Below are 20607 nucleotides of genomic sequence, written 5' to 3' on the forward strand. Positions count from 1 at the left end.
CTGGTCCCGTCGGCGACGGGTCGCCTCGGCGGCACGCAGGATCGCGTCCCGAAGCTCGTCGACGTGCCCGGCGTCGAGGGAGACCGTCGCGACGACCGGCCGCACCACCTGCTCGGTGGTGTCGTCGATGCCGGTGCGCACGGGCTCGAGCACAGCGGGTGGACGGTCGGCGGAGAAGTGCAGCGTGGTCGGCACGGTGTCGTGCGGAAGACCCACCGACAGCAGGTCGCGACCTGCCGTCGCAAGCCGTCTCGCGGCACGCGTGACCGAGCAGGTCAGTTCGTCGAGGAGGCGGGCCGCGTGGTCGGTGTGGCGCCGTTCCTGCAGGCGGCTGCGATCGGCGGCGGCGGTCGCGTGCTCGGCGGCGCGGCGGAGCGCATCGACGGCGAGCTGGCGCTGCGCGAGATCGTCCGCGGACCGGAACATCTCGTGGGTCTCCAGTCCGCGGATCGCGCGGTCGAGTTCGGCGACCTGGTCGCGGCGCTCCTTCAGGCGGGTGTCCGCGGCGGCGGCCTGCGCGTCGAGGTCGGCCGCCTCGGCTTCCGCGACGGTGAGTGCGCGTCGCGTCTCGACGACCCGCTGCGCGAGGTCGCGCGCGGTCTCGGCGTCGGCGCGCAGCAGATCCGCAGCGTACTGCCGGTACACCTCGTGGAACCGCAGCACGTGTGCGTGCGCCGCTTCGAGACGGACCTGTTCCTGGCGGGTGTCACCGAGCAGGTCGAGGCGACCTCCCGCTTCGGCGAGCATGTTCTCCGTCAGCGGTGGCAGCGCATCCGACAGGATCTGGGGGAGGCGTCCCTCGTCGATGCGGTGGCCGACATCGGGTGAGCGCAGGGTGTGCAGCAGTTGCAGCAGGCCGTCGTAGCGTTCGCGTCCCGTCTCCTCGTGCAGGCCAAACACCGACTTCCGCACGGTCTCGCGATGCCGCTCCGGATCGCGGGTGAGGTTGTCGGCACCGACGAGCTCGGCGAGTCGCTCCCGCGAGAGCGGGATGCGGGCATCGTCGACGAGGTGCAACTCGGTGCCGACACACAAGGGGGTTGTGAAGAAGTGCACGTCGCTGCGACGGGCGTCGGCGCGGTGCCGAATCTGCGCTCCGACGGTGAGATGTCCGCTGGGGCGCGCCAGTTCGAGCCACAGATATCCGACGCGGTCGGTGGTGTCCGACGCCCCGGTGCGCATGAGTTCGTCCAGATCGACCTTCGCGGCGCCCGTCGCGTCCATGCGCCTGCGGTCGGCGTCGAGCAGGAAGGGCAGCAACATCTCGAGGGCGCGGGACTTCCCCGATCCGTTGGTGCCGCGCAGGATCATCCGCCCACCGGACAGGACGAACTCGACGTCCAGGTAGTGCCACACGTTCACGATGCCGGCGCGGTGGAGACGCCAGCGATCCGGGAAACGGGGTGAAGGGTTCTCGTCGAGGGCGGACGGGTCGGACGAGTGGGTCATCGACACTTGCTTTCGGCGGGGACGGGGCGGTAGCGGGCGGCGGGTGCGGTCAGTTCGAGTCCGTTCTCGTGCGGGCGCGCCAGCCCGAGCCGGACGAGCAGAGCGACGACATCCCGGCGCAGGAGTGCGAGATCGCGGACGTAGATGCTCTTCCAGGTGCGGGAACGCGCGGCGGCGAGGTCGGCGAGAACCGAGTCGAGGGTGGGGAGGTCGACGTGCAGCGTGGTCGCCGCCGAGTCGCCGAACCGTTCGGTGAGTTCGGCCAGGAGCAGGAGGCAGGCGTGCTTCAGGGTGCCCGACCCCGGGAACGCCTCGTCGGTGAGCGCACCGGCCGGGTCGTACGCGAGCGCGCCCTCGGCACGCACCTCGAGGACGAGGCCGAAGTCGTCCTCCAGCATCCGGGCGAGTTCGTGCCGGTCGCGGGTGAGGATCGCCGCCGACTCGTCGTCCAGTTCGTCGCGCGCGACGAACGGGTCCTCGACGAGCCTGCGGTACAGGCGGAGAGCGGCGGGTTCGTGCTCGTGACGTGCGAGTGCCGCTGCGGGGCCGGGGATCCCATGCAGGGGAGTGTCGAGCAGATGGGGGAGTAGGTCGCGGTGGACGTCGAGATGCGGCCCGTCGCCGGTCGCCTCGTCGCCGCTCACCTCGTCCCCGTGACCGGACTCGGCGATCACGCCCCATTCCTCGAGGACGCGCAGGGCCGCAGCGAAGTTCCGTTCCTCGGACACCGGGTCGCCGAACACGATCCCGTTCTCGCGCGCATCGGCGCGCACCTGCTCGAGCAGGTCGTCGACGGACACCCTCTCACCGGTCCCGGGTTCGAGCAGTGCCGCGCACACCAGCGCGAGACACGCGTAGGTGATCGCGCCGAACTCGGTGCCGTCGGCGTGCCGGAGCGCCCGGTGCGGTGAGGTGGGCCCGAGCGGTGCCTTGGTCAGACGAGCGAAGGTCGGTTCGACGACGAGCCGGTATCCGAGGCGGTCGGCGAACATCGACTTCAGGGCCGGGGCGTGGCGCCGCACGAGGTCGAAGGTCTCCCGTTCGCTCGCGGCGGTGACGATCGGTTGTTGCAGCAGCGCCCGCGCCGCGTCCCGCCGACCGGAGACGTCCCCGGACACCGCGCTCGCGTACGAGGTGCTCACGGCGCCGCCGCACTGTGATCGAGCGATGCCGTGACCGACGTGCGCAGCCGGAAACCGTGCACGGTGAGATCGCCGTCGGGGGAGTGCACCACGGTGTCGGCGCCGGGCTCCGCCGTCAGCGACAACCCGAGATCGGGATCGTCCACGTGCACCGGACCGTCGGTGGTGCGGTGGCCCGCGAGCGCAGCGGCGAGGACGTCGAGCAGAACGTCGCGCGCCTCCGCCGACAGGTCCGCTCCGTGCAGGTCGCCCGCCGCACCCAGTTCGGCGACGGCGTCGGAGCGGCGGCGCGACTCTCGCCGGGCGAGTTCGTCGGCCCGGACCCGGCCGGGCATCGAATCGGGGAGTCGGCCGACGGCCCCGCGGGACGTGTGGTCGCCGCGTTCGCGCAACGACACGGGCACGACGACGGGACCGGCCCGCCACCACGACGTGCCCGCACCCACTCGCGGGTCGGTCTCGTCGGGGCCGAGCAGCAGGTGCCGGCTCGGGAAGGCACCGAAGGTCGCGGCGAACAACCGGTGGGCCTGCTCGTCGGAGGACTCGGTGAACCACCGGGCCAGGCGCAGGAGATCTGCGCGGTGCGAGAAGCCCGGCGTGCTCGTCGTGATCCGCCGAGTGCGAACGAGCAGCCGGTTCAGCGCCTCCGCCGCTGCCTCGCGCATGCGGCGCGGGCCGGCGTCCTCGGCGTACCACTGCGCCAGTTCGTCCCAGTCGGTGTGATGGCGACCGGGGGACCCGGGCACGGTGTTCGGCAGGCCGGACTCGCGCAACGCGGCGAGCAGGGAGTCCAGACGCGGCCTGATCCGGTCGAGCCTGCCGGCGACGAGAGGGGCGAGGCGCTCGACGTCCGAACCGATGACGTCGACGTAGTCGAGGAGCAGGTTCTTGGTCTCCGCGTAGTCGTCGACCGCCCCGGCGCGTTCGCGATCGGATGAGTGTTCGGGACGGCCGGAGTGCTCGAGACGGCTCAGGATCTCGGCGAGGTGCGAATAGAAATCGGCGACGCTGTCGGTGAACAACCGGTGGTGCGCGAACAGGGCGGTGACGTGGGCGGCCAGCTCGTCCCGGTCGGGCACGCTCCCGTCGTCCACCAGCAGCTCCTCGATGCGGGCGAGCCCGTCCGCGACACAACGGAGCGACACGCGTGCCACGCCGCGCACGTCGTCGGAGGTGGAGAGAAGCCTGCCGGTCTCGCGGTGCACCCGCAGCCCGGCCGGTGTCGGCCGGTATCGGGCACGGACCTCGGTCGAGGCGGTCTCGGGAGCGCTCCGCCGGTGGGAGCCGCCACCGTCGGTTCCGCCGCTGGTGAGTGCGAGATTGCCCCACCGGACCAGGCTGCGGCACCGGGCATCGACGACCGCGATGTCGAGCGCCACCCCGCGCCGCGCACACGAGACCGCGATATCGTCGGCGGACAGATCGGCGAGCAGGAGGTCGGTGAAGCAGCCCATCACCGCGAGGTACTGGTCCGCTTCGTCGGCGACGAGATGACGGAACAGGTCGCGACCGATGTGTTCGCCCATCCGACCTCTTCTCCCGAGTGCTGACGCCGTACGGACAGACAGGCTAGCCCGGTGAACGCCGAGCGGGGCGGGCGAGTTCACCGGGTGCGCGCACGGGCTGTGAAGAGACAGACCGGAAATCGGCAGGACACCGCGCGGATTCGTGCCGTGCCTCACTCGCGTTTATAGTTGCCCTGTGCAACACAATCGGCAGGCCCGGCGGCCGTCCGCGGACGGCGTTGCCCGCGTATACGAGGAGTTCGTGCTTCTCGTGCGCTTCCTGACGTCCGGAGCGCGAACGCAGGACGGCGGACTCTCGCTGGTCCAGCATTCGCTTCTCGGCTTCATCTCCCGAAATCCGGGCTGCCGCGCCACCGACATATCCGAGGTCTTCGGTGTCCACCGTTCGACCGTGTCGCGCCAACTGCGTCACGCCGTCGATGCGGGCTGGGTCGAGGCGGGGACGGGTCCGGCACGTGCCGGACATCCGCTCCGGCTCACCGACCACGGAGCGACAGTTCTCGAAGGTGCGGTCGTGCGTCGTCTCGACGACGTCCGCGCCGGCCTCGAGGGCTGGGACGAGGACGAACTCGAACGCTTCGTGGATCTCCTGCAGCGCTTCCGTGCAGGAATCGATTCCGACGACCGGACTCCCGACCAGAACGATGGAGATTGCAGTGCGTGAGTACTCGACCCCGGCCCCGTTCACCATCGGTGACGACGAATCGGTCGTCCACACGGTGTTCACCCATGCGGAGAAGACTCCGCACCGCGTGATGTACTCCCGGCCGCAGGGTGACGACTGGGTCGCGGTCACCGCGCAGCAGTTCGCCGACCAGGTGAAGGCCGTCGCCAAGGGCCTGATCGCCAACGGTGTGCAGCCCGGCGATCGTGTCGCGCTGCTCTCGGCCACCCGCTACGAGTGGTCGCTGTTCGACTACGCGATCTGGACGGCCGGCGCGGTGTCGGTACCGATCTACGACTCCTCGTCCACCGAGCAGATCCGCTGGATCCTCCAGGACTCCGAGGCCGTCCTCGCCGTCGTCGAGACCGCGCGGCACGAGAAGCTCTTCGTCGACATGCCCGACACCCTCCGTCGCATCCTGCAGATCGAGGACGGCGCGGTGAACACGCTCGCGGCCGACGGCGCCGAGGTCGACGACGCCGAGATCACCACGCGTCTGGCCGGAATCCGTTCCGGCGGCCTGGCCTCCCTCGTCTACACCTCGGGAACCACCGGGCGACCCAAGGGCTGCATGCTCACCCACCGCAACTTCCTCGCCGAGGTCCGGTCCATCCTCACCTCGGACGTCGGTATCGTCGCCAAGCCCGGCAACCGCGGCCTGACCTTCCTGCCCCTCGCGCACGTGCTGGCACGCGCGGTGTCGCTCGCGCTCTTCGAAGCAGGCACGGCGCAGGCTCACTGGGCGGACTTCTCGACCGTCTCCGCGCAGTTCGCCCGGTACTCGCCGAACATCATCCTCGGTGTGCCGCGCGTCTTCGAGAAGGTGCGCGACGCGGCAGCGGGCAAGGCGGCGGCCGGCGGACCGGTCAAGGCGACGATCTTCGATTTCGCGGAGCGCACCGCCATCGCCTACAGCGAGTCGCTCGACCAGGGCGGCCCCACCCTGACGTTGAAGACCAAGCGTGCCCTCGCCGACAAGCTGGTCTACTCCAAGCTGCGCGAGGCCATGGGCAACGAGTGCTGGTACGCGATCTCCGGCGGCGGTGCCCTGAGCCCCCGCCTCGGTCACTTCTTCCGCGGCGTCGGCGTGCCGATCTACGAGGGCTACGGCCTCACCGAGACCACGGCCGCACACAGCGTGAACACGCCCGGCGCGCAGAAGATCGGCACCGTCGGGCGTCCCATGGGCGGGAACTCGGCGCGCATCGCGGACGACGGCGAGATCGAGCTGCGCGGCATGGTCGTCTTCGACGGCTACTGGCGCAACGACGAGGCCACTGCCGGTGCCTTCCACGACGGCTGGTTCCGCACCGGCGACCTCGGCTCGCTCGACGAGGACGGCTACCTGTCCATCACCGGGCGCAAGAAGGACCTCATCATCACCGCCGGCGGCAAGAACGTCTCACCCGGGCCGATCGAGGACCGCATGCGGTCGCACACCCTCGTCTCCCAGGCCGTCGTCGTCGGCGACGGACGCAGCTTCGTCACCGCTCTGGTGACCGTCGATCCGGACGTCTTCGAGAACTGGAAGAACGAGAACGGCAAGCCCACCGGCGCGACGATCGCCGACCTGCGCCACGACCCCGCACTGCGCGACGCGGTGCAGACCATCGTCGACGACGCCAACACCCTCGTCTCGCACAGCGAGGCGATCAAGAAGTTCGTCATCCTCGACCGCGATCTCACCGAGGAGTCCGGCGAGCTCACGCCGACGCTGAAGATCAAGCGCAACGTCGTCACCGATCGTTTCGCCCACGAGATCGACGCCCTGTACGCGAAGTGATGCCCTAGGGGTGCGTACCCGAGCAGCGACCGCCGATCCNCGGCGGTCGCAGTGTTCGTGTGGTGTCACTCCACCGGTGAGGTGTCTCCGGAGACCGCCCGGGCCAGTCGCGCGAATCCGTCGTGGTCGACGAGATCCTCGACGAGCACGACCTTGCCGCGGGCATCGGCGAGCGGAACCCGCCAGTTCGGATACTCGTCGACGGTGCCCGGCTGGTTCTGGCTGCGACGCTCGCCGGTCACATCCGCCAGCGAAACGCCCAGCAGCGCAGACGGACTCGCCGCGATCAGCCGGTGCAGCGCCTCGACCTGGCGATCGACGTCGGTCTCGCCTTCGTCGAGCAGACCCCGTTCGACCGCGAGCGCCAGAACCGAGTCGCGGTCGGCCGCCGCATCGGTGAGTTCGGCGTCGAGGTCGCCCTCGAGCAGGCCGAGCTCCGACCGCAGCCGGATGTGGTCGCCCGCAAGGTATCCCGCGGTGGGCGCGAGGTCGTGTGTGGTCACCGAGGTCAGGCACAGGGAGCGGTAGGTTTCCGGCCCGCGTGGGGAGTCCTCGTCGCGTTCGAACCACAGGATCGACGTCCCGGCGATCCCCCGCTCGGCGAGATACTCCTGCACCCACTCCTCGAAGACCCCGAGGTCCTCACCAACGACCACGGCGCCGGCGCGATGCGCCTCGAGCGCCAGGATGCCGACGAGTGCCTCGTGGTCGCTGCGGACGTACGCGCCGTCGGCAGGCGACATCCCCTCCGGTACCCACCAGGTGCGGAACAGTCCCAGGATGTGATCGGCCCGGACACCACCCGCGTGCCGCAATGCCGAGCGCACCACATCGCGGAAGGGGATGTATCCCAGCTCCGCGAGACGATCCGGCCGCCACGGCGGCTGATTCCAGTTCTGGCCGTTGCGGTTGAAATCGTCGGCGGGGGCGCCCACCGTGACGCCCGACGCCAGCGCGTCGCCCAGTGTCCAGGCGTCGGCGCCGTGCGGGCCGACACCCACCGCGAGGTCGTGCACGATGCCGATATCGGAACCGGCTGCGAGCGAAGCGGTTTGGGCGTTCGTGAGCTGCTCGTCGCACAACCACTGCAGCCACCGGTGGAAGTCGATCCGCGAGGCCAGTCGCTCGCGCAACCGGGCGACCTTCGGGTCGTCGGGGCTCGGGGCGCGCGACGCCCACCGGTCGGCGCGGTCGCCGAGCTTCTCGTACAGCGCGCACCACAGCGCGAAGTCGTCGAGCGCCTGCCCGCCCTCGGCGCAGAACGCCTCGTACCGTGCGCGGCGGGCGGGGCCGAGCGGCACCCGGTACACGCGCTCGAGGACGTCGAGCTTCGCGCGGAAGGTTGCGTCCCGGTCGAGACGCCGCGCCTTCCGGTTCGCCTTCACCGCGCGCTGCGCGTGCTCGTCGAGTTCCTTGCGGTGTTTCGCGGGGAGGTAGGCCGCCTCCGGGATGTCCTCGATCCGCAGGTACAGCGGGTCGACGAAACGCCGCGACGACGGCAGGTAGGGCGACGGTTCGTGCGGGGGCACGGGCTCGGCCGCGTGCACGGGGTTGATCAGGACGAAGTCGCCGCCGTAACCGGCCGTGATCGCCGCCAGATCGGCCAGGTCGGCGAAATCACCGATGCCCCACGACCTGCGGCTGCGCACCGAATAGATCTGGGCCGCAAGGCCCCAGCGCTTCTTCTCGAGCAGCCGGTCGGCGGTGGACAACCGGCGCGGGGTCACGACCAGGACCGCGGTGGTCTCGATGTCGTTGCTGCGGGCGTGCACGACATGCCAGCCGAGGGGCAGCCGCGGAACGGCGAAGGTCGCGCGGCCCACGAGCCGGCCGTCGACGGTACGCGGGTCCACCCACACGTCGAGCTGCTCGACGTCGACCTCCGCCCCGTCCTCGGCGACGACCCACACCGACACCGGGTCGCCGTGCGGCACATGCACCGGGAACGTCCGGTCGTCGCCCTCGACGACCACGAGCGCGGGCGGGAGCATGCAGCGCCACGGGCGGTCGTCGAAGTCGGCGAGCGATGCCACGACCTCGTCGTCCGTCCCGGCCGGGACGTCGAGCGCGGCGAGTACGCGCCGCAACGTCTCGTCGGAGACATCGTGGTCGCGTCCACCCCATCCCGTGTAGGTGGTGGTGATGCCGTGCTTTCCGGCCAGTTCGCGCAGCTTCGCCGAGGACGTCACGGTCCTGAATCATGCCAGCAAAACGACTCGGGGGCAGCGCGCGGAACATATGGTCGACAGGGTGACCGCTCTCGACATCGCGCACGGCGACATCACCACCATCGCGGTGGATGCGATCGTCAACGCCGCGAACTCCTCCCTGCTCGGTGGCGGGGGAGTGGACGGTGCGATCCACCGAGCCGGCGGCCCGGAGATCCTCGCGGCCTGCCGCGAACTCCGCGCGACCTCGCTACCCGACGGGCTCGAACCGGGCCGTGCGGTGGCGACTCCCGCGGGGCGTCTCCCGGCGCGATGGGTGATCCACACCGTAGGCCCGGTGTGGTCGGCGCACGAGGACCGATCCGGGATCCTGCGTTCGGCGTACCGCAACAGTCTGCTCGTCGCCCAGGACCTCGGCGCCCGCACGGTGTCGTTCCCGCTCGTCTCGGCCGGCGTCTACGGCTGGCCGCTCGACGACGCCGCCCTGCAGGCCGTCACCACCATCCGGGAGACGCAGACGGATGTGGAGACCGTCGTACTCGTCGGCTTCGACAACGCCGCTGTCGACGCGCTCCGTCGCGCCGTGTCCCGGGCGGGATCGGCTCAGGAGTAATCGCCGAAGCCGTCGAAGAGGGTCGGTTCGTCGGGGTTGTCGAACAGTGCGGGCTGCTCGTGCGACGCCTCACGGCCGGCGCTCGATCTCGACGCGCGTGATCCGGCCGAATCGGTGCCCTCGCCCTGTTCGAGGAACTGCAGGGCCTCCGCGAGCGAGCGGCTCGTCGCCTCCCATTCGAGTGCCCGCGCCCGTGCCTCGCGAGCACCGTCGGTGTTGAGCGCCGCCTCGCGGGTCTGCGACTCGCCGTCCCACCACACCTGCAGTTCGGTGCTGATGGTGAGGAACCGCCGCAACTGCTCGGGATTGCGATCGCCGATCGCCGCGACGGTGCTCGCGGCGACATCGGTCGCGCCGTCGAGATGGAAGTCGCGCACCGCGAGCAGGGCCACCGGCAGATCGTCCTCGGCGTCGGGTAACTGCGAGACGTCGCCCCAGGGCGGATCGGCCGCACCACCCGTCGCCCCGTCGAATCCCTGATCGCGCAGCAGCGAGCCACCGAGATGGGTGGCGAACGAACTGTCGACGGTGTCGAGGAACTGAGTGATGGTCTCGAGCGATCCGAGCAGGTGCGCCGGAGCGAACGGCGCGGCCGGAACGTGGTCGACGATCGCGAGGCGGTCGTCGACCAGCACGAACTTCAGGTGCGGCCACCGGCGGTTGAGGTCGACGCAGATCTCGGCGGCCCGCGTGCGTCCGGTGATGGAATGGACGATCGGTGCGAACAGGTCGACGGTGCCGCCTCCGGGGCCGACACCGACGAACACCAGGACCCCGGCGATCCGCAGGACGAGATCGCCGTCCTCGTCCCAGGCGGGCAGATCGCCGATCCGCTCGTGCAGGGTGGATTCGATCAGTTCGCGCACGTGGTCGTCGCCGCTGGGGACGACCGCGAGCGGCACCTCCGGGGCCTGCGTGCGACCGGCCTGCGGCGTCTCGGGCACGAGGAACGAGGTGAGCTCGGCGACCGAGCGCTCCGTCCCGAACGTCTCGGCCCGCAGGAAGAGGGGATGGGGAACGCCCCACACCGAGCGCAGGGCACGCACGGCGATGACGGCGAGCTGATCGGCCCAGCTGCCCGGACGATCGATCCAGAACGCCGGGGATCCGCCGTCCTCCGGATCGTCCGGTCCGCGGGAGGGCGCCTTCAGCCCGAGTTCGAGGAGCATCTGCTCGTCGACCGGCGTGAGGTGCCGGTCGGGGGCGAGGTGGGCGTTGGACGGGACCTCGCAGCGGACGAGCCGGTCTCCCCACGCGTAGAACTGCACGCACGGCCCCGCCGGGCCGCCGGCCTCGTCGGTGAAGGGTTCGAGGACCAGGCCGTCGCCGTCGCTCATGGCCGCGACATGGTCGGCCAGGCGCGTGCGGAACTCGCGCCAGGCCGCATCGACGTCCTGGTCGAACCGGGTCTGCGCGTCGGCCATGATCGGACCCCCTTCTCTGTGCGGTCGAGCCGAGAGAAAGACTAGTCGCCGGTACCGACAGGCCTTTCTCCGCTCGGTCGCACGAGCGACAGCTCGCCGGAGCGCACGGTGCGCGGCCGCCGGNGGCCCGCGCGAGCGCACGGTTCTCGGCCGCCGACGGCCCGCCGGAGTGTTCCGATCCCGGCGAGCGAAACCGTGTCGATCCGTCCGGAGGTGGTCGACCATCGACGCATGATCGACGCCATCATCCGTCTCGTCCGGACGCTGCCGGCCCGCATCCCCGCAGTACAGTCGGCAGATCCGTTCGTGGGGATCGCCGCCATATCGGCCGGGGCGGCCGAATGCACCGCAGATGCCGTGGCGGACTACGCGATCCGCGTGTCGATATGACCGTCAGCGACGGGACGGAGATCGACACCGACGTCCTCGTGCTCGGCGGGGGACCGGCCGGTACCTGGGCGGCGCTCGCGGCCGCCCGGGCCGGGAGTCGCGTGGTCCTCGCCGACAAGGGCTACTGCGGGACGAGCGGCCCGACCGCGTCCGGCGGCAACAACCTCTGGTACCTGCCGCCCGGACCCGAGCGCGCCGCGGCCGTCGACCGCCGCCACATCGAAGGGGGACTGCTCTCCGATCCCGCCTGGATGCACCGGGTGCTCGACGAGACCTATCGACGCGTCGACGACCTCGCCGTCCACGGACGTTATCCCTTCGGCGTGGACCCGGAGACCGGACGTCGCCGGGGCAGCAGCCTGCAGGGACCCGAGTACATGCGGCGGATGCGCCGCCTCGTCCACCGCGCCGGCGTGCGCATCCTGGACCAGTCGCCCGCCCTGCAGCTGCTCGTCGACACCGACGGTGCGGTGGCCGGCGCGACCGGTGTCCACCGCCGGCAGGGGTACGAGCCGTGGACGGCGCGTGCCGGTGCGGTCGTCCTCGCCACGGGAGGCTGTGCCTTCCTCTCCGGCAGCTTCGGTACCGACGTCGACACCGGCGACGGTCACCTCATGGCCGCCGAGGCCGGTGCCGAGTTCTCCGGGATGGAGTTCTCCTCGGCCTACGCGCTCGCGCCTTCCTGGAGTGGGCACACGAAGGGACTGTTCATGCAGTTCGCGACGTTCTACGACGACGCCCGTGTGCGGCTCGGCGACGACCGCGCGACCGCCATGCGGTACCTGCTCGACGGTGTCCCGGTCCACGCCCGTCTCGACCGGGCACATCCCGACCACCGCGAAGCGATGCGTCGTTCCCAGCCCAACTACTTCCTGCCTCTGGACAAGGCCGGGATCGACCCGTTCACCGAGATGTACCCGGTGCGGGCGGTCCTCGAGGGAACGGTGCGCGGTACCGGTGGCCTACGGATCACCGGGACGGACTGCAGCACGACGGTCCCTGGTCTGTTCGCCGCCGGCGACGTCGCCACGCGCGAGCTGATCACCGGGGGCCGCAGCGGTGGAGGCAGTCACAACGGGGCCTGGGCGATGTCGTCGGGTTCGTGGTCCGGGGCGGCCGCCGCAGAGTTCGCCCGGAACCGCGGTGTCCCGGACGTCGCGCGACCGGTGGGCGGGGTCGGCCTCGAGGGCGACCCGGATCGCGCCGCGACCCGCGCGATCATCGGCCTGGTGCAGGAGCACACGCTCCCGCTCCGACGTAGCTTCCGGCGGACGGCACGCAGTCTCGAGGACAGCATCGCCGCACTCGACGACGCATGGACCGCGGCGCCCGTCGTGCTCGGCGGACGAGGTCGGGAGCTGGTACGGGCCCGGTCCGGCGCCGCGCTGCTCGCCGTCGCCCGATGGGTGAGCCATACCGCTCTCGCGCGTACGGAGAGCAGAGGCATGCATGTGCGCACCGACCATCCGGACACCGACCCGGACCTGCAGTACCGCCTCGTGACGAGCGGTCTGGACCGCGTGGACGTCCGTGCCGAAGGAGACCTCGTGCGACGAGGAGCGAACCGATGATCGAGGTGATCGTCGCGGAGCGGTGCATCTCGTGCGACATCTGCATCGCGGTGTGCCCGACCGACGTCTTCGAGCGTGGACCCGACGGGCTTCCCGTCGTCGCGCACCAGGAGGACTGCCAGACCTGCTTCATGTGCGAGGTCAACTGCCCCGTCGACGCTCTCTACGTCGCACCCTATTCGGCTGCGGTGAGCGAGGATTCGCCACACCGGGACGTCGATGCGCTCACGGAGTCCGGTGCGCTCGGGCGTTACCGCGCCGTCGTCGGATGGGGTCGGGGACGACGAGCCGGTGCCCGTGAGGACCGCAACGACCTGTTCACGGGCCGGGCCTGAGGGCAGCGGTACCCGGGGAGCGGGTTCACCGCAGTTCACGCACGAAGCGGCCGATCTCGGCGATCGCGCGGCCGCTCTCCGGGACGACCCCCGCCGCGGCCTGGAAGACGTGCACCTGTTTCTCCCACACCTGGAGTTCGGCGGAGACCCCGGCGAGTTGCAGACGCCGGGCCATCAGCTCGGCGTCGACGTAGGTCATCTCCTCGGATCCGGTCTGGATGAGTGCGGGAGGCATCTCCGACAGGTCGAGATCGACGGGGGAGGCGACGGGTTCGGCACCTTCGCCACCGAGGCGTTCGGCGCGTTCGACGAGGGTGGACAGCACGGCGACGGCACGTCGCGGGAAGACGGCACACCGGTGCGAGTTGGGATGGTCGAGCTTGCCCTGCGGGTCGAGATCGGTGAGGGGTGACAGCGCGACGGTGCCGGCCGGGCGGCCGATGCCGAGCCGTACGGCTTCGTGGGCGACGGCGAAGGTGAGGAAGCCGCCCGCGGAGTCCCCGGCGATCACGACACGCTCGGCCGGGTGGCCGTGCGCTGCGAGCCAGCGCAATCCGTCGAGGCCGTCCTCGACCGCGCGCCGGATCGGATGGCGGGGCAGCATGCGGTAGCCGACGGCCAGGACCGGCGCGCCGGTGGTGGCGGAGATGCGGGAGACCAGATGGCGGTGCGTGGTGAGGCCGCAGCACAGGAACGCGCCGCCGTGCAGGTACAGGACGGCTGTGCCGTGCATGCCGCCCCGGGCGGCGGTGCCGTCCATACCGACCTGCGCGGCCGGGGGTGCGGCACCCGGCGCCCACAGCAGTTCCGCCGGGCACGTCGGGAGGTCGACCCGCCGGCGGTGTGTGCCGGGCACAGGCACGAGAGGGAACGCGAGGTGGTCGATCGCCGACGCCGGCCAAGGGAGGGTCGGGGCGTACGACCATGCCTCGATGAACGGCCGCACGGTACGGCGCACCGAGAAGGACAAGGCACGGGACTGAGTGCTCACCCCCGCGAACTCGCGCGTGGTCGCGTGGTGCGCGGGCAGAGGGAGCAACTCGGTGCGGGCGACGCTCACGACCGGCACCTCCTCGGTCTGCCCGGAGTCGTGGTCGGACCCGGTCGGGGTGGCTGCACGAACTTCGGATTTACGAGGATACGCCCGTTCATCCAGGTCGCGAGAGTTTGCTGAGCAATCATTGTGGTCCTGGTCTCAGGGTGATGATTCCGGGTGAAGGCGGGTTCTCGGCGATGTACCTTCTGTCAGGTACCGGCAGTGCAAAAAGTTTTCCGGACCTTCTACACATTCCGTACTTTTCGGGCCACACTGACTGTATGTTTCGACTGCGGCGCGCGGCCCGGCGTCGCTCCTGGGGGACGAACGAAGGCGAGATGTTGCGTAAATTCGACGTTGCAAGCATGAGTGCCGACGAGATCACCGCGGAGGACCTGCCCCGGATGGTGGCGGACGCCGCGGCATGCGAGCCCGACCGGATCGCCGTGGCGCACGGCATGGACACCACCACCTACGCCCGCTTGCACGACGAGGTCGTCAAGCTCGATGCGGCCATGGGGATCCTGCTGGGACAGGCCTCGCTCGTGCCCATCGCGCTCGCAACCGTCTTCCCGGCGCTGGCCGACTCGGCGCGCGGCGACCTGCGCAACGTGCTCGACGCACTCGTGATCGACCTCGTCGACTGCGTGGCCCCCGCGCCTCTCTCCGCAGCCGGCTGACGAACCGCCCGGCATCCACCATCATTGAATCGGTAGGTCGACGAACGAAGTGATTGGTGCTGCACGGCAGTACCGGTTCGGGTGGGAGGTCACATGGAGGACGACACGCTCACCGTCGCCTGCAAGTACGGCGAGGTCCGGGGGTATCGCGACGGCGAGGTCTACGTCTGGAAGGGCATCCCGTACGCGGCCCCGACCGGTTCCCGGCGGTTTCGGGCGCCGCTACCGCCGGAACCGTGGGACGGCGTCCTCGACGGCGCACGGTTCGGACCGATAGCTCCGCAGAGCCGACAGAGCCCGATCGGGATCGACCCCGAGATGACGTTGAGCGAGGACTGTCTCTCGCTCAACATCTGGGCGCCGCCGCCCGACGGACGCCGACGCCCCGTCATGGTCTGGATCCACGGTGGCGCCTACGTGCTCGGTTACTCCGGTCAGAAGATCTACGACGGCCGAAACCTGTGCAAGAGCGGCGATGTCGTGGTCGTCACGATCAACTACCGGCTCGGCGCGCTCGGCTTCCTCGACCTGTCGTCCTTCTCCACACCCGAGACCACCTTCGAATCCAACGTCGGCCTCCGGGACCAGATCGCCGCCCTCGAATGGGTGCGCGACTGCATCGCCGACTTCGGTGGCGATCCGGACTGCGTGACGCTCTTCGGCGAATCGTCGGGTGCGGGGTCGATCACCACGCTCATGACGGTCCCGAAGGCCGAGGGCCTCTTCCATCGTGCGATCGCCCAGTCGCCGCCCGCCACCTCGGTGTACGGCAGCGACCGTGCCGCGACCGTCGCACAGCGCTTCCTCGAGATCCTCGACCTGTCGCCGTCCCGGGCCGCCGAACTGCTCACGATGTCGACCGACGCGCTGGTCGAGGCGTCGGAGGTGCTCGTCGCCGAGACTCCGACGAAGGTGCCGGGGACGCTCGCCATGACACCGGTCGTCGACCGCGACCTGGTGCCGAAATATCCGGTCGCGGCCTTCCAGAAGGGGCTGTCGCACCGGATCCCGCTGATCATCGGCTCGAACAAGGACGAGCCGTCCATCTTCCGCTTCATGAAGTCCCCGCTGATGCCCGTCGACGACACGGCGGTGCAGGCCATGTTGGCGGCGTTGGCCGACGACCGGACGGATCTGCCTGCCGAGCGACTCGCCGAGATCGTCGCGGCGTATCCCGACCTGCCCAAACCCATCGGGGCGATGGCGCTCTCGCGCGACGCCGGTTTCCGCATGCCGGTGCTGTGGGTCGCCGAAGCGCACAGCGCGCATTCGCCGACCTGGGTGTACCGCTTCGACCACGCCACCCCGATGCTCAAGGCCGCGCGGATCGGAGCCGGGCACGCGACCGAATTGCCATATGTCTTCGGAAATTTCGGCACCCTCGATCGGGATCCGACCTTCTGGCTCGGCGGCCGCAAGGCCGCCGGTGAGGTCTCCGGGCGTGTGCAGCGGCGCTGGCTCGCGTTCGCGCACCATGGTGTGCCGGCGGCACTGGACGGCTCGAAGCACTGGCCGCAGTACGAGGTGGAGGAACGCTCGACCCTGCTCATCGACTCCACGGACAGGGTCGAGTCGGATCCGGACGGCGAGATGCGCCGGGTCTGGGGCACCGAGGTCATGGCCTTCACCTGAACGCACCCGCGCACCGGTGCGGCACGTGCTCCGATGGCACATGCCGTGAGATGACACATACGGTGCGTTGATCGGGTTGAACACGTGTGCAACGCTTGGAACGTGCGTTCAACCGCCGCCGGTGACGACCTCACCACCCGTGCACGGATCCGCGACGCCGCCATCCGCTGTATCGCCGCGTACGGCATCGGCGTGTCATTGCGCACCATCGCCGCCGAGTGCGGTGTCAGCGCCTCGCTGATCGTGCATCACTTCGGCTCCCGCGCCGGATTGAAGGAACACTGCGACCGGTACGTGCTCGACGGGATCCGGGAGGCGAAGAGTGCCGTCCTCGACCCGAAGGCCGGACCGGCCGCGCTGAACGACCAGATGGAACACATCGAGAACTACGCGACCACGGTCGCCTACCTCTTCCGCACCCTCCGGGCCGGCGGCGCCCCCGCCGCCGACTTCCTCGACCGGCTCGTCGCCGACACCGAGGCCTATCTCGGGGAGGCTGTGGCCGCCGGAACCGTGCGGCCCAGCCGGTTCCCCTCCGAACGAGCACGTGCCCTCATCTCGTTCAGCGTCGGCGCCGTGCTCATGGACCTTCCCGGTCCCGACGAATACCTCGACCTCGAAACCTTTCCTGCCAGGCTGCGCGCCTACACCGAACGCCTCATGCTGCCGATGCTCGAGCTCTACACCGAGCCGTTGCTGACGGACTCGACCCTCCTCGACGCCTGTCTGGCAGTACGGGGGGCACCCCCCGACTCCTGACGGAGGAAAGATGGACACCCCGATCATCGAAATCCACGACGTTGTCAAGACATTCGGAACCACGAGAGCTCTCGACGGGTTCTCGATGACCGTCGAACGCGGTACCGTCGCCGGATTCCTCGGACCGAACGGCGCCGGCAAGTCCACTGCGATCCGCGTGCTGCTCGGAATGCTGCGTGCCGATTCCGGCACCGCCCGTGTCCTCGGACTCGACCCGTGGACCGACGCCGTTGCCATCCACCGCCGACTCGCATACGTGCCCGGCGACACGAATCTGTGGCCCACCCTCACCGGTGGTGAGATCATCGACGTCCTCACCCGCATCCGCGGGGGAGAGGCGCGCACGCGTCGTCGCGCCGAACTCCTCGAACGGTTCGAACTCGACCCGACGAAGAAGGCCCGCACTTATTCGAAGGGCAACCGGCAGAAGGTCGCACTCGTCGCCGCCCTCGCATCGGACGCCGAGCTCTACCTGCTCGACGAACCCACCTCGGGTCTCGACCCGCTCATGGAGGCGGTGTTCACCGACGAGGTGCGAGGGCTCCGCGACCGCGGCGCGACCGTGCTGCTGTCCAGCCACATCCTCGCCGAGGTCGAGAAGCTCTGCGACACGGTGACGATCATCCGGGCCGGACGCGACGTCGAGACCGGCACCCTCGCGCAACTGCGGCACCTGACCCGCTCGTCCGTGCGGGCCACCACCACCGCCCCCGCCGAACGACTGGCCGGACTCTCCGGGGTCCACGACCTCTCCACCGACGACGGCAGGCTCGCATTCGACGTCGACAACACCGCCCTCGCACCGGTCCTGCAGGCACTCGCCGGACTCGGCGTCGAGAACCTCACCATCACACCCCCGTCACTCGAAGAGCTGTTCATGCGGCACTACGGCGACACCTTCGACACCGGTGACGGGAACGGCGCCGGTGCCGTGGAGGAGGTGTCCTCACGATGACCACGACGACACCGACAGCAGTACCGACCCCGAGCGGTACCTCCGCGACGTCCGCGGCGCCGTTCACCGGGCTCGGCACGCTGCTGCGGTTCTACCTGCGGTTGGACCGCGTGCGCATCACCGTTTGGACCCTCGCGCTCGCCCTCACGGTGTGGTCGACCGTCCTCAGCCTGGCCGCGGTCTATCCCGACGAGGCCTCCCGGCAGGCCCGCGCGGCCCTGCTGGAGAATCCGGCAGCCGTGCTCATGACGGGACCGGCCTACGGGATCGACAACTACACGCTCGGGGCGATGACCGCGAACGAGCTGAGTCTGACCGTCTTCGTCGCGACGGCGATCATGAGCATCCTGCTCGTCGTCCGGCACACCCGAGCGCAGGAGGAATCCGGCCGGCTCGAACTCCTGCGGGCTCTTCCCGTCGGGGCCTACGCCCCGCCGGCGGCCGCCCTGCTGTTGGTCTCGGTCGCGAATCTCGTGGTGGGTACCGGCATCACCGTCGCGCTCATCGCCGGCGGGCTCGATGTCGTCGGCTCGATCGCCTTCGGTGTGGCCTCCGCCGTCACCGGGGTGCTCTTCGGCGCGGTCGCCGCGGTGACCGCCCAGTTCGGCGAGCACTCCCGCTCGGCCACGGGCACCGCGCTCGCAGTGCTCGCCGCGGCCTTCTTCGTCCGCGGAGCCGGCGACATCATCGAGGCCACCGGGTCGTGGCTGTCGTGGCTCTCGCCGATCGCCTGGGCCCAGCAGACCCGGCTCTACGTCGACGAGCGGTGGTGGCCGCTGCTGTTGTCCGTCGCCACGACGGTCGTGCTGCTCACCGTCGCCGTTGCGCTGTCGCGGCGCCGCGACCTCGGAGCCGGTCTACGGGCACCGAAACCCGGCCCCGCCGAGGCCGATTCGGCGTTGCTCGGTCCGGTGGGGTTGATCCGGCGCCTGCTGCGCGGAGCGTTCGTGGGATGGCTGACGGGACTGGTGCTGTTCGGTGTCGCGATGGGCGCCCTCGCCAGTTCCGTGGAGGATCTCATCGACGAGATGCCTCAGGTGCTGGACATGGTCGGCGTGGATCCCGACGCCCTCACCGCCTCCTTCGCCGGGATGATGCTGATGTTCCTCGCCCTCGGCGCCACCGCCTTCGGTGTGTCCGCGGTGGTGCGGATGCGCAGCGAGGAGGACGGCGGACGGTCCGGTCTCGTGATCGTCACCGGAACCGGGCGCAGCGCATGGCTGTCCGCGGCACTCGGTGTGATCGTCGTCCAGGTGGTCGTGGCGCTGCTCGTCTCCGGCGCCGCGACCGGACTGGGGGTCGCACTCGCGGTGGGCGACTGGGCGTGGGTGCCGCGGATGATCGCGGCGTCCCTGGCCTACGCGCCGGCGGCGATCCTCGTCGTCGCCGTGGCGTTCGCGCTGCTGGGCTGCGTGCCGCGCGCGACCGGGCTGGTGTGGGTGCTGGTGGTGTGGACGGTGTTCGTCGCGTGGCTCGGCGAGATGCTCGACCTACCCGACGAACTCGTCGCACTGTCGCCGTTCTCGCACATCCCGCTGGTGCCCGCAGAGAAAGCGACGGCGATGCCGCTGATCATCCAGGCGGTCGCGGCGGTGCTGCTCGTCGCAGCGGCGATCGTGGGTTTCCGCCGCCGCGACGTGCAGGTGTGACGGATCAGTTGCGGTATTCGGGATGTTCGGAGACGAACTTCTCGACGTACGAGCAGGACGTACCGATCTTCAGTCCCTGCTTCTTGGTCTCGTCGAGGGCGTGCTTCACCACGATCCCGGCGAGACCCTTACCGCGGAACTGCGGATCGGTGACGGTGTGGTCGAAGTCCCGCAGGTCGCCGTGCTGCGTGTAGTCGGCGTAGGCCGCGAGGTCGTCGCCGAGATAGAGCGCGAAGCGGGCCTTGTCGGCGTCGTGCTCGATCCGGGGTTCGGTGCCGTCGATGTTCTGCGTCATGATTTCACCGTACTCGGGGCGTGCTCCGGAGGAGTGTCGACGACGATCGCGTCGTCGTCGGTCAACGCCACATGCTCGACGCCGTGCTCGCGCAGGTATCGCAGGGTTCGCTGTATCCCGTCGTCGGCCAGCAGCGAGTCGCCGGCGTGCGGCACGATCGCGTGCTCGACCCAGCCGAGTCCGTCCCACACCACCGGGACACCGCAGGTCGCGGCGACCTCGTCGGGGTCGTCGGAGAACTCGATGCCGCGCAGCGACGGTGTCGCGACACAGGCCCCGGCGCTGTATCCCCCGTACACGAGACGGTTGCTGCGCACCAGATCCGTGAGCACGGCGTCGCCTCCACTGCGGGCCAATTGCGCTCGCAGGACGAAGGTGTTGCCGCCGCGCACCCACACGGACGTGAAGCCCGACAGTCGCTGCCGCAGCGAGTCGGGATCGTTGAGGTGATCGCGCAGATCCACCTCCTCCGGAGCGAAGCCGAGCGACCGCAGCGGGCCCATCTCGCTCGTGACCGCCGCCGCGCGGGCGGAGGC

At 70.1% G+C, this 20607-nt stretch carries 17 protein-coding genes and 2 pseudogenes (1 of these 19 only partly in view); 11 read left to right on the plus strand and 8 right to left on the minus strand.

Features of this window, described 5'->3' with window-relative positions; translation table 11 throughout:
* From ACLBYD_RS11160 to ACLBYD_RS11170, 3 genes and pseudogenes are all read right to left on the minus strand, one after another.
* Positions 1–1449 (minus strand): annotated as a pseudogene (locus ACLBYD_RS11160) (hypothetical protein); the annotation flags it as partial.
* Positions 1446–2591, minus strand: a complete 1146-nt coding sequence (locus tag ACLBYD_RS11165) for a TIGR02678 family protein (RefSeq protein WP_447816488.1) — start codon at positions 2589–2591, stop codon at positions 1446–1448. The gene ACLBYD_RS11165 and the pseudogene ACLBYD_RS11160, both read right to left, overlap by 4 nt.
* A complete protein-coding gene (locus tag ACLBYD_RS11170) occupies positions 2588–4117 on the minus strand; it encodes a DUF2397 domain-containing protein (RefSeq protein WP_447816489.1) in 1530 nt (509 codons plus the stop codon). The genes ACLBYD_RS11165 and ACLBYD_RS11170 overlap by 4 nt, the downstream gene beginning before the upstream one ends.
* Before the next feature lie 175 nt (positions 4118–4292).
* On the opposite strand from ACLBYD_RS11170, the gene ACLBYD_RS11175 reads away from it, so the two are divergent.
* Positions 4293–4781, plus strand: coding sequence for a MarR family winged helix-turn-helix transcriptional regulator (locus ACLBYD_RS11175; protein ID WP_060654341.1), 489 nt, complete (start codon positions 4293–4295; stop codon positions 4779–4781).
* Positions 4774–6564 (plus strand): AMP-dependent synthetase/ligase, encoded by a 1791-nt coding sequence (locus ACLBYD_RS11180; RefSeq protein ID WP_447816490.1) that lies wholly within the window; start codon positions 4774–4776, stop codon positions 6562–6564. Before ACLBYD_RS11175 ends, ACLBYD_RS11180 begins: the two co-directional genes overlap by 8 nt.
* 65 nt (positions 6565–6629) lie before the next feature.
* Here the strand turns inward: ACLBYD_RS11180 and malQ are convergent, their stop codons facing one another.
* Entirely contained in the window at positions 6630–8753 is a 2124-nt protein-coding gene (gene malQ, locus ACLBYD_RS11185) for a 4-alpha-glucanotransferase (RefSeq protein WP_447816491.1), read from the minus strand.
* Between the two features lie 61 nt (positions 8754–8814).
* Between malQ and ACLBYD_RS11190 the strand changes: the two genes are divergently transcribed.
* Positions 8815–9345, plus strand: a complete 531-nt coding sequence (locus ACLBYD_RS11190) for an O-acetyl-ADP-ribose deacetylase (protein ID WP_060654448.1) — start codon at positions 8815–8817, stop codon at positions 9343–9345.
* On the opposite strand, the gene ACLBYD_RS11195 is transcribed toward ACLBYD_RS11190, so the two are convergent.
* Complete coding sequence (locus ACLBYD_RS11195; protein ID WP_447816492.1) at positions 9336–10769, minus strand: T3SS (YopN, CesT) and YbjN peptide-binding chaperone 1; 1434 nt, start codon at positions 10767–10769, stop codon at positions 9336–9338. The genes ACLBYD_RS11190 and ACLBYD_RS11195 overlap by 10 nt on opposite strands.
* Positions 10770–11000: 231 nt before the next feature.
* Between ACLBYD_RS11195 and ACLBYD_RS11200 the strand changes: the two genes are divergently transcribed.
* The 3 genes from ACLBYD_RS11200 to ACLBYD_RS11210 are packed head-to-tail and all read left to right on the plus strand — an operon-like array spanning position 11001 to position 13065.
* Positions 11001–11159: a hypothetical protein gene (locus ACLBYD_RS11200; protein WP_238588757.1), complete on the plus strand. Its 159-nt coding sequence runs from the start codon at positions 11001–11003 to the stop codon at positions 11157–11159.
* Positions 11156–12730: an FAD-dependent oxidoreductase gene (locus ACLBYD_RS11205; RefSeq protein ID WP_060654331.1), complete on the plus strand. Its 1575-nt coding sequence runs from the start codon at positions 11156–11158 to the stop codon at positions 12728–12730. Before ACLBYD_RS11200 ends, ACLBYD_RS11205 begins: the two co-directional genes overlap by 4 nt.
* A complete protein-coding gene (locus tag ACLBYD_RS11210; protein WP_060654329.1) occupies positions 12727–13065 on the plus strand; it encodes a 4Fe-4S dicluster domain-containing protein in 339 nt (112 codons plus the stop codon). Before ACLBYD_RS11205 ends, ACLBYD_RS11210 begins: the two co-directional genes overlap by 4 nt.
* Before the next feature lie 25 nt (positions 13066–13090).
* Here the strand turns inward: ACLBYD_RS11210 and ACLBYD_RS11215 are convergent, their stop codons facing one another.
* Positions 13091–14125, minus strand: a complete 1035-nt coding sequence (locus tag ACLBYD_RS11215) for an alpha/beta hydrolase (RefSeq protein ID WP_447816493.1) — start codon at positions 14123–14125, stop codon at positions 13091–13093.
* 341 nt (positions 14126–14466) lie between these two features.
* Here ACLBYD_RS11215 and ACLBYD_RS11220 point away from each other — a divergent pair, with 341 nt between their 5' ends.
* The 5 genes from ACLBYD_RS11220 to ACLBYD_RS11240 all read left to right on the plus strand — a co-directional run bounded on the left by ACLBYD_RS11220 (position 14467) and on the right by ACLBYD_RS11240 (position 19776).
* Positions 14467–14781, plus strand: coding sequence for a hypothetical protein (locus tag ACLBYD_RS11220; RefSeq protein ID WP_019288932.1), 315 nt, complete (start codon positions 14467–14469; stop codon positions 14779–14781).
* 93 nt (positions 14782–14874) lie between these two features.
* Positions 14875–16413, plus strand: coding sequence for a carboxylesterase/lipase family protein (locus ACLBYD_RS11225; RefSeq protein ID WP_447816494.1), 1539 nt, complete (start codon positions 14875–14877; stop codon positions 16411–16413).
* A 102-nt stretch (positions 16414–16515) separates the two neighbouring features.
* Positions 16516–17172, plus strand: coding sequence for a TetR family transcriptional regulator (locus ACLBYD_RS11230; protein ID WP_447816496.1), 657 nt, complete (start codon positions 16516–16518; stop codon positions 17170–17172).
* A 10-nt stretch (positions 17173–17182) separates the two neighbouring features.
* Positions 17183–18127: an ABC transporter ATP-binding protein gene (locus ACLBYD_RS11235; RefSeq protein ID WP_447816497.1), complete on the plus strand. Its 945-nt coding sequence runs from the start codon at positions 17183–17185 to the stop codon at positions 18125–18127.
* Positions 18124–19776 carry an ABC transporter permease gene (locus ACLBYD_RS11240; protein ID WP_447816498.1) on the plus strand — a complete coding sequence of 551 codons (1653 nt, stop codon included), beginning with the start codon at positions 18124–18126 and terminating at the stop codon, positions 19774–19776. Before ACLBYD_RS11235 ends, ACLBYD_RS11240 begins: the two co-directional genes overlap by 4 nt.
* A gap of 4 nt (positions 19777–19780) precedes the next feature.
* Here ACLBYD_RS11240 and ACLBYD_RS11245 read toward each other — a convergent pair whose 3' ends face one another.
* A complete protein-coding gene (locus ACLBYD_RS11245; RefSeq protein WP_006552909.1) occupies positions 19781–20071 on the minus strand; it encodes a GNAT family N-acetyltransferase in 291 nt (96 codons plus the stop codon).
* Positions 20068–20607: pseudogene (locus ACLBYD_RS11250) on the minus strand (Type 1 glutamine amidotransferase-like domain-containing protein); it runs 103 nt beyond the window's last position. Before ACLBYD_RS11250 ends, ACLBYD_RS11245 begins: the two are co-directional and overlap by 4 nt.

The sequence above is a fragment of the Rhodococcus sp. C26F genome (genome assembly GCF_053345925.1).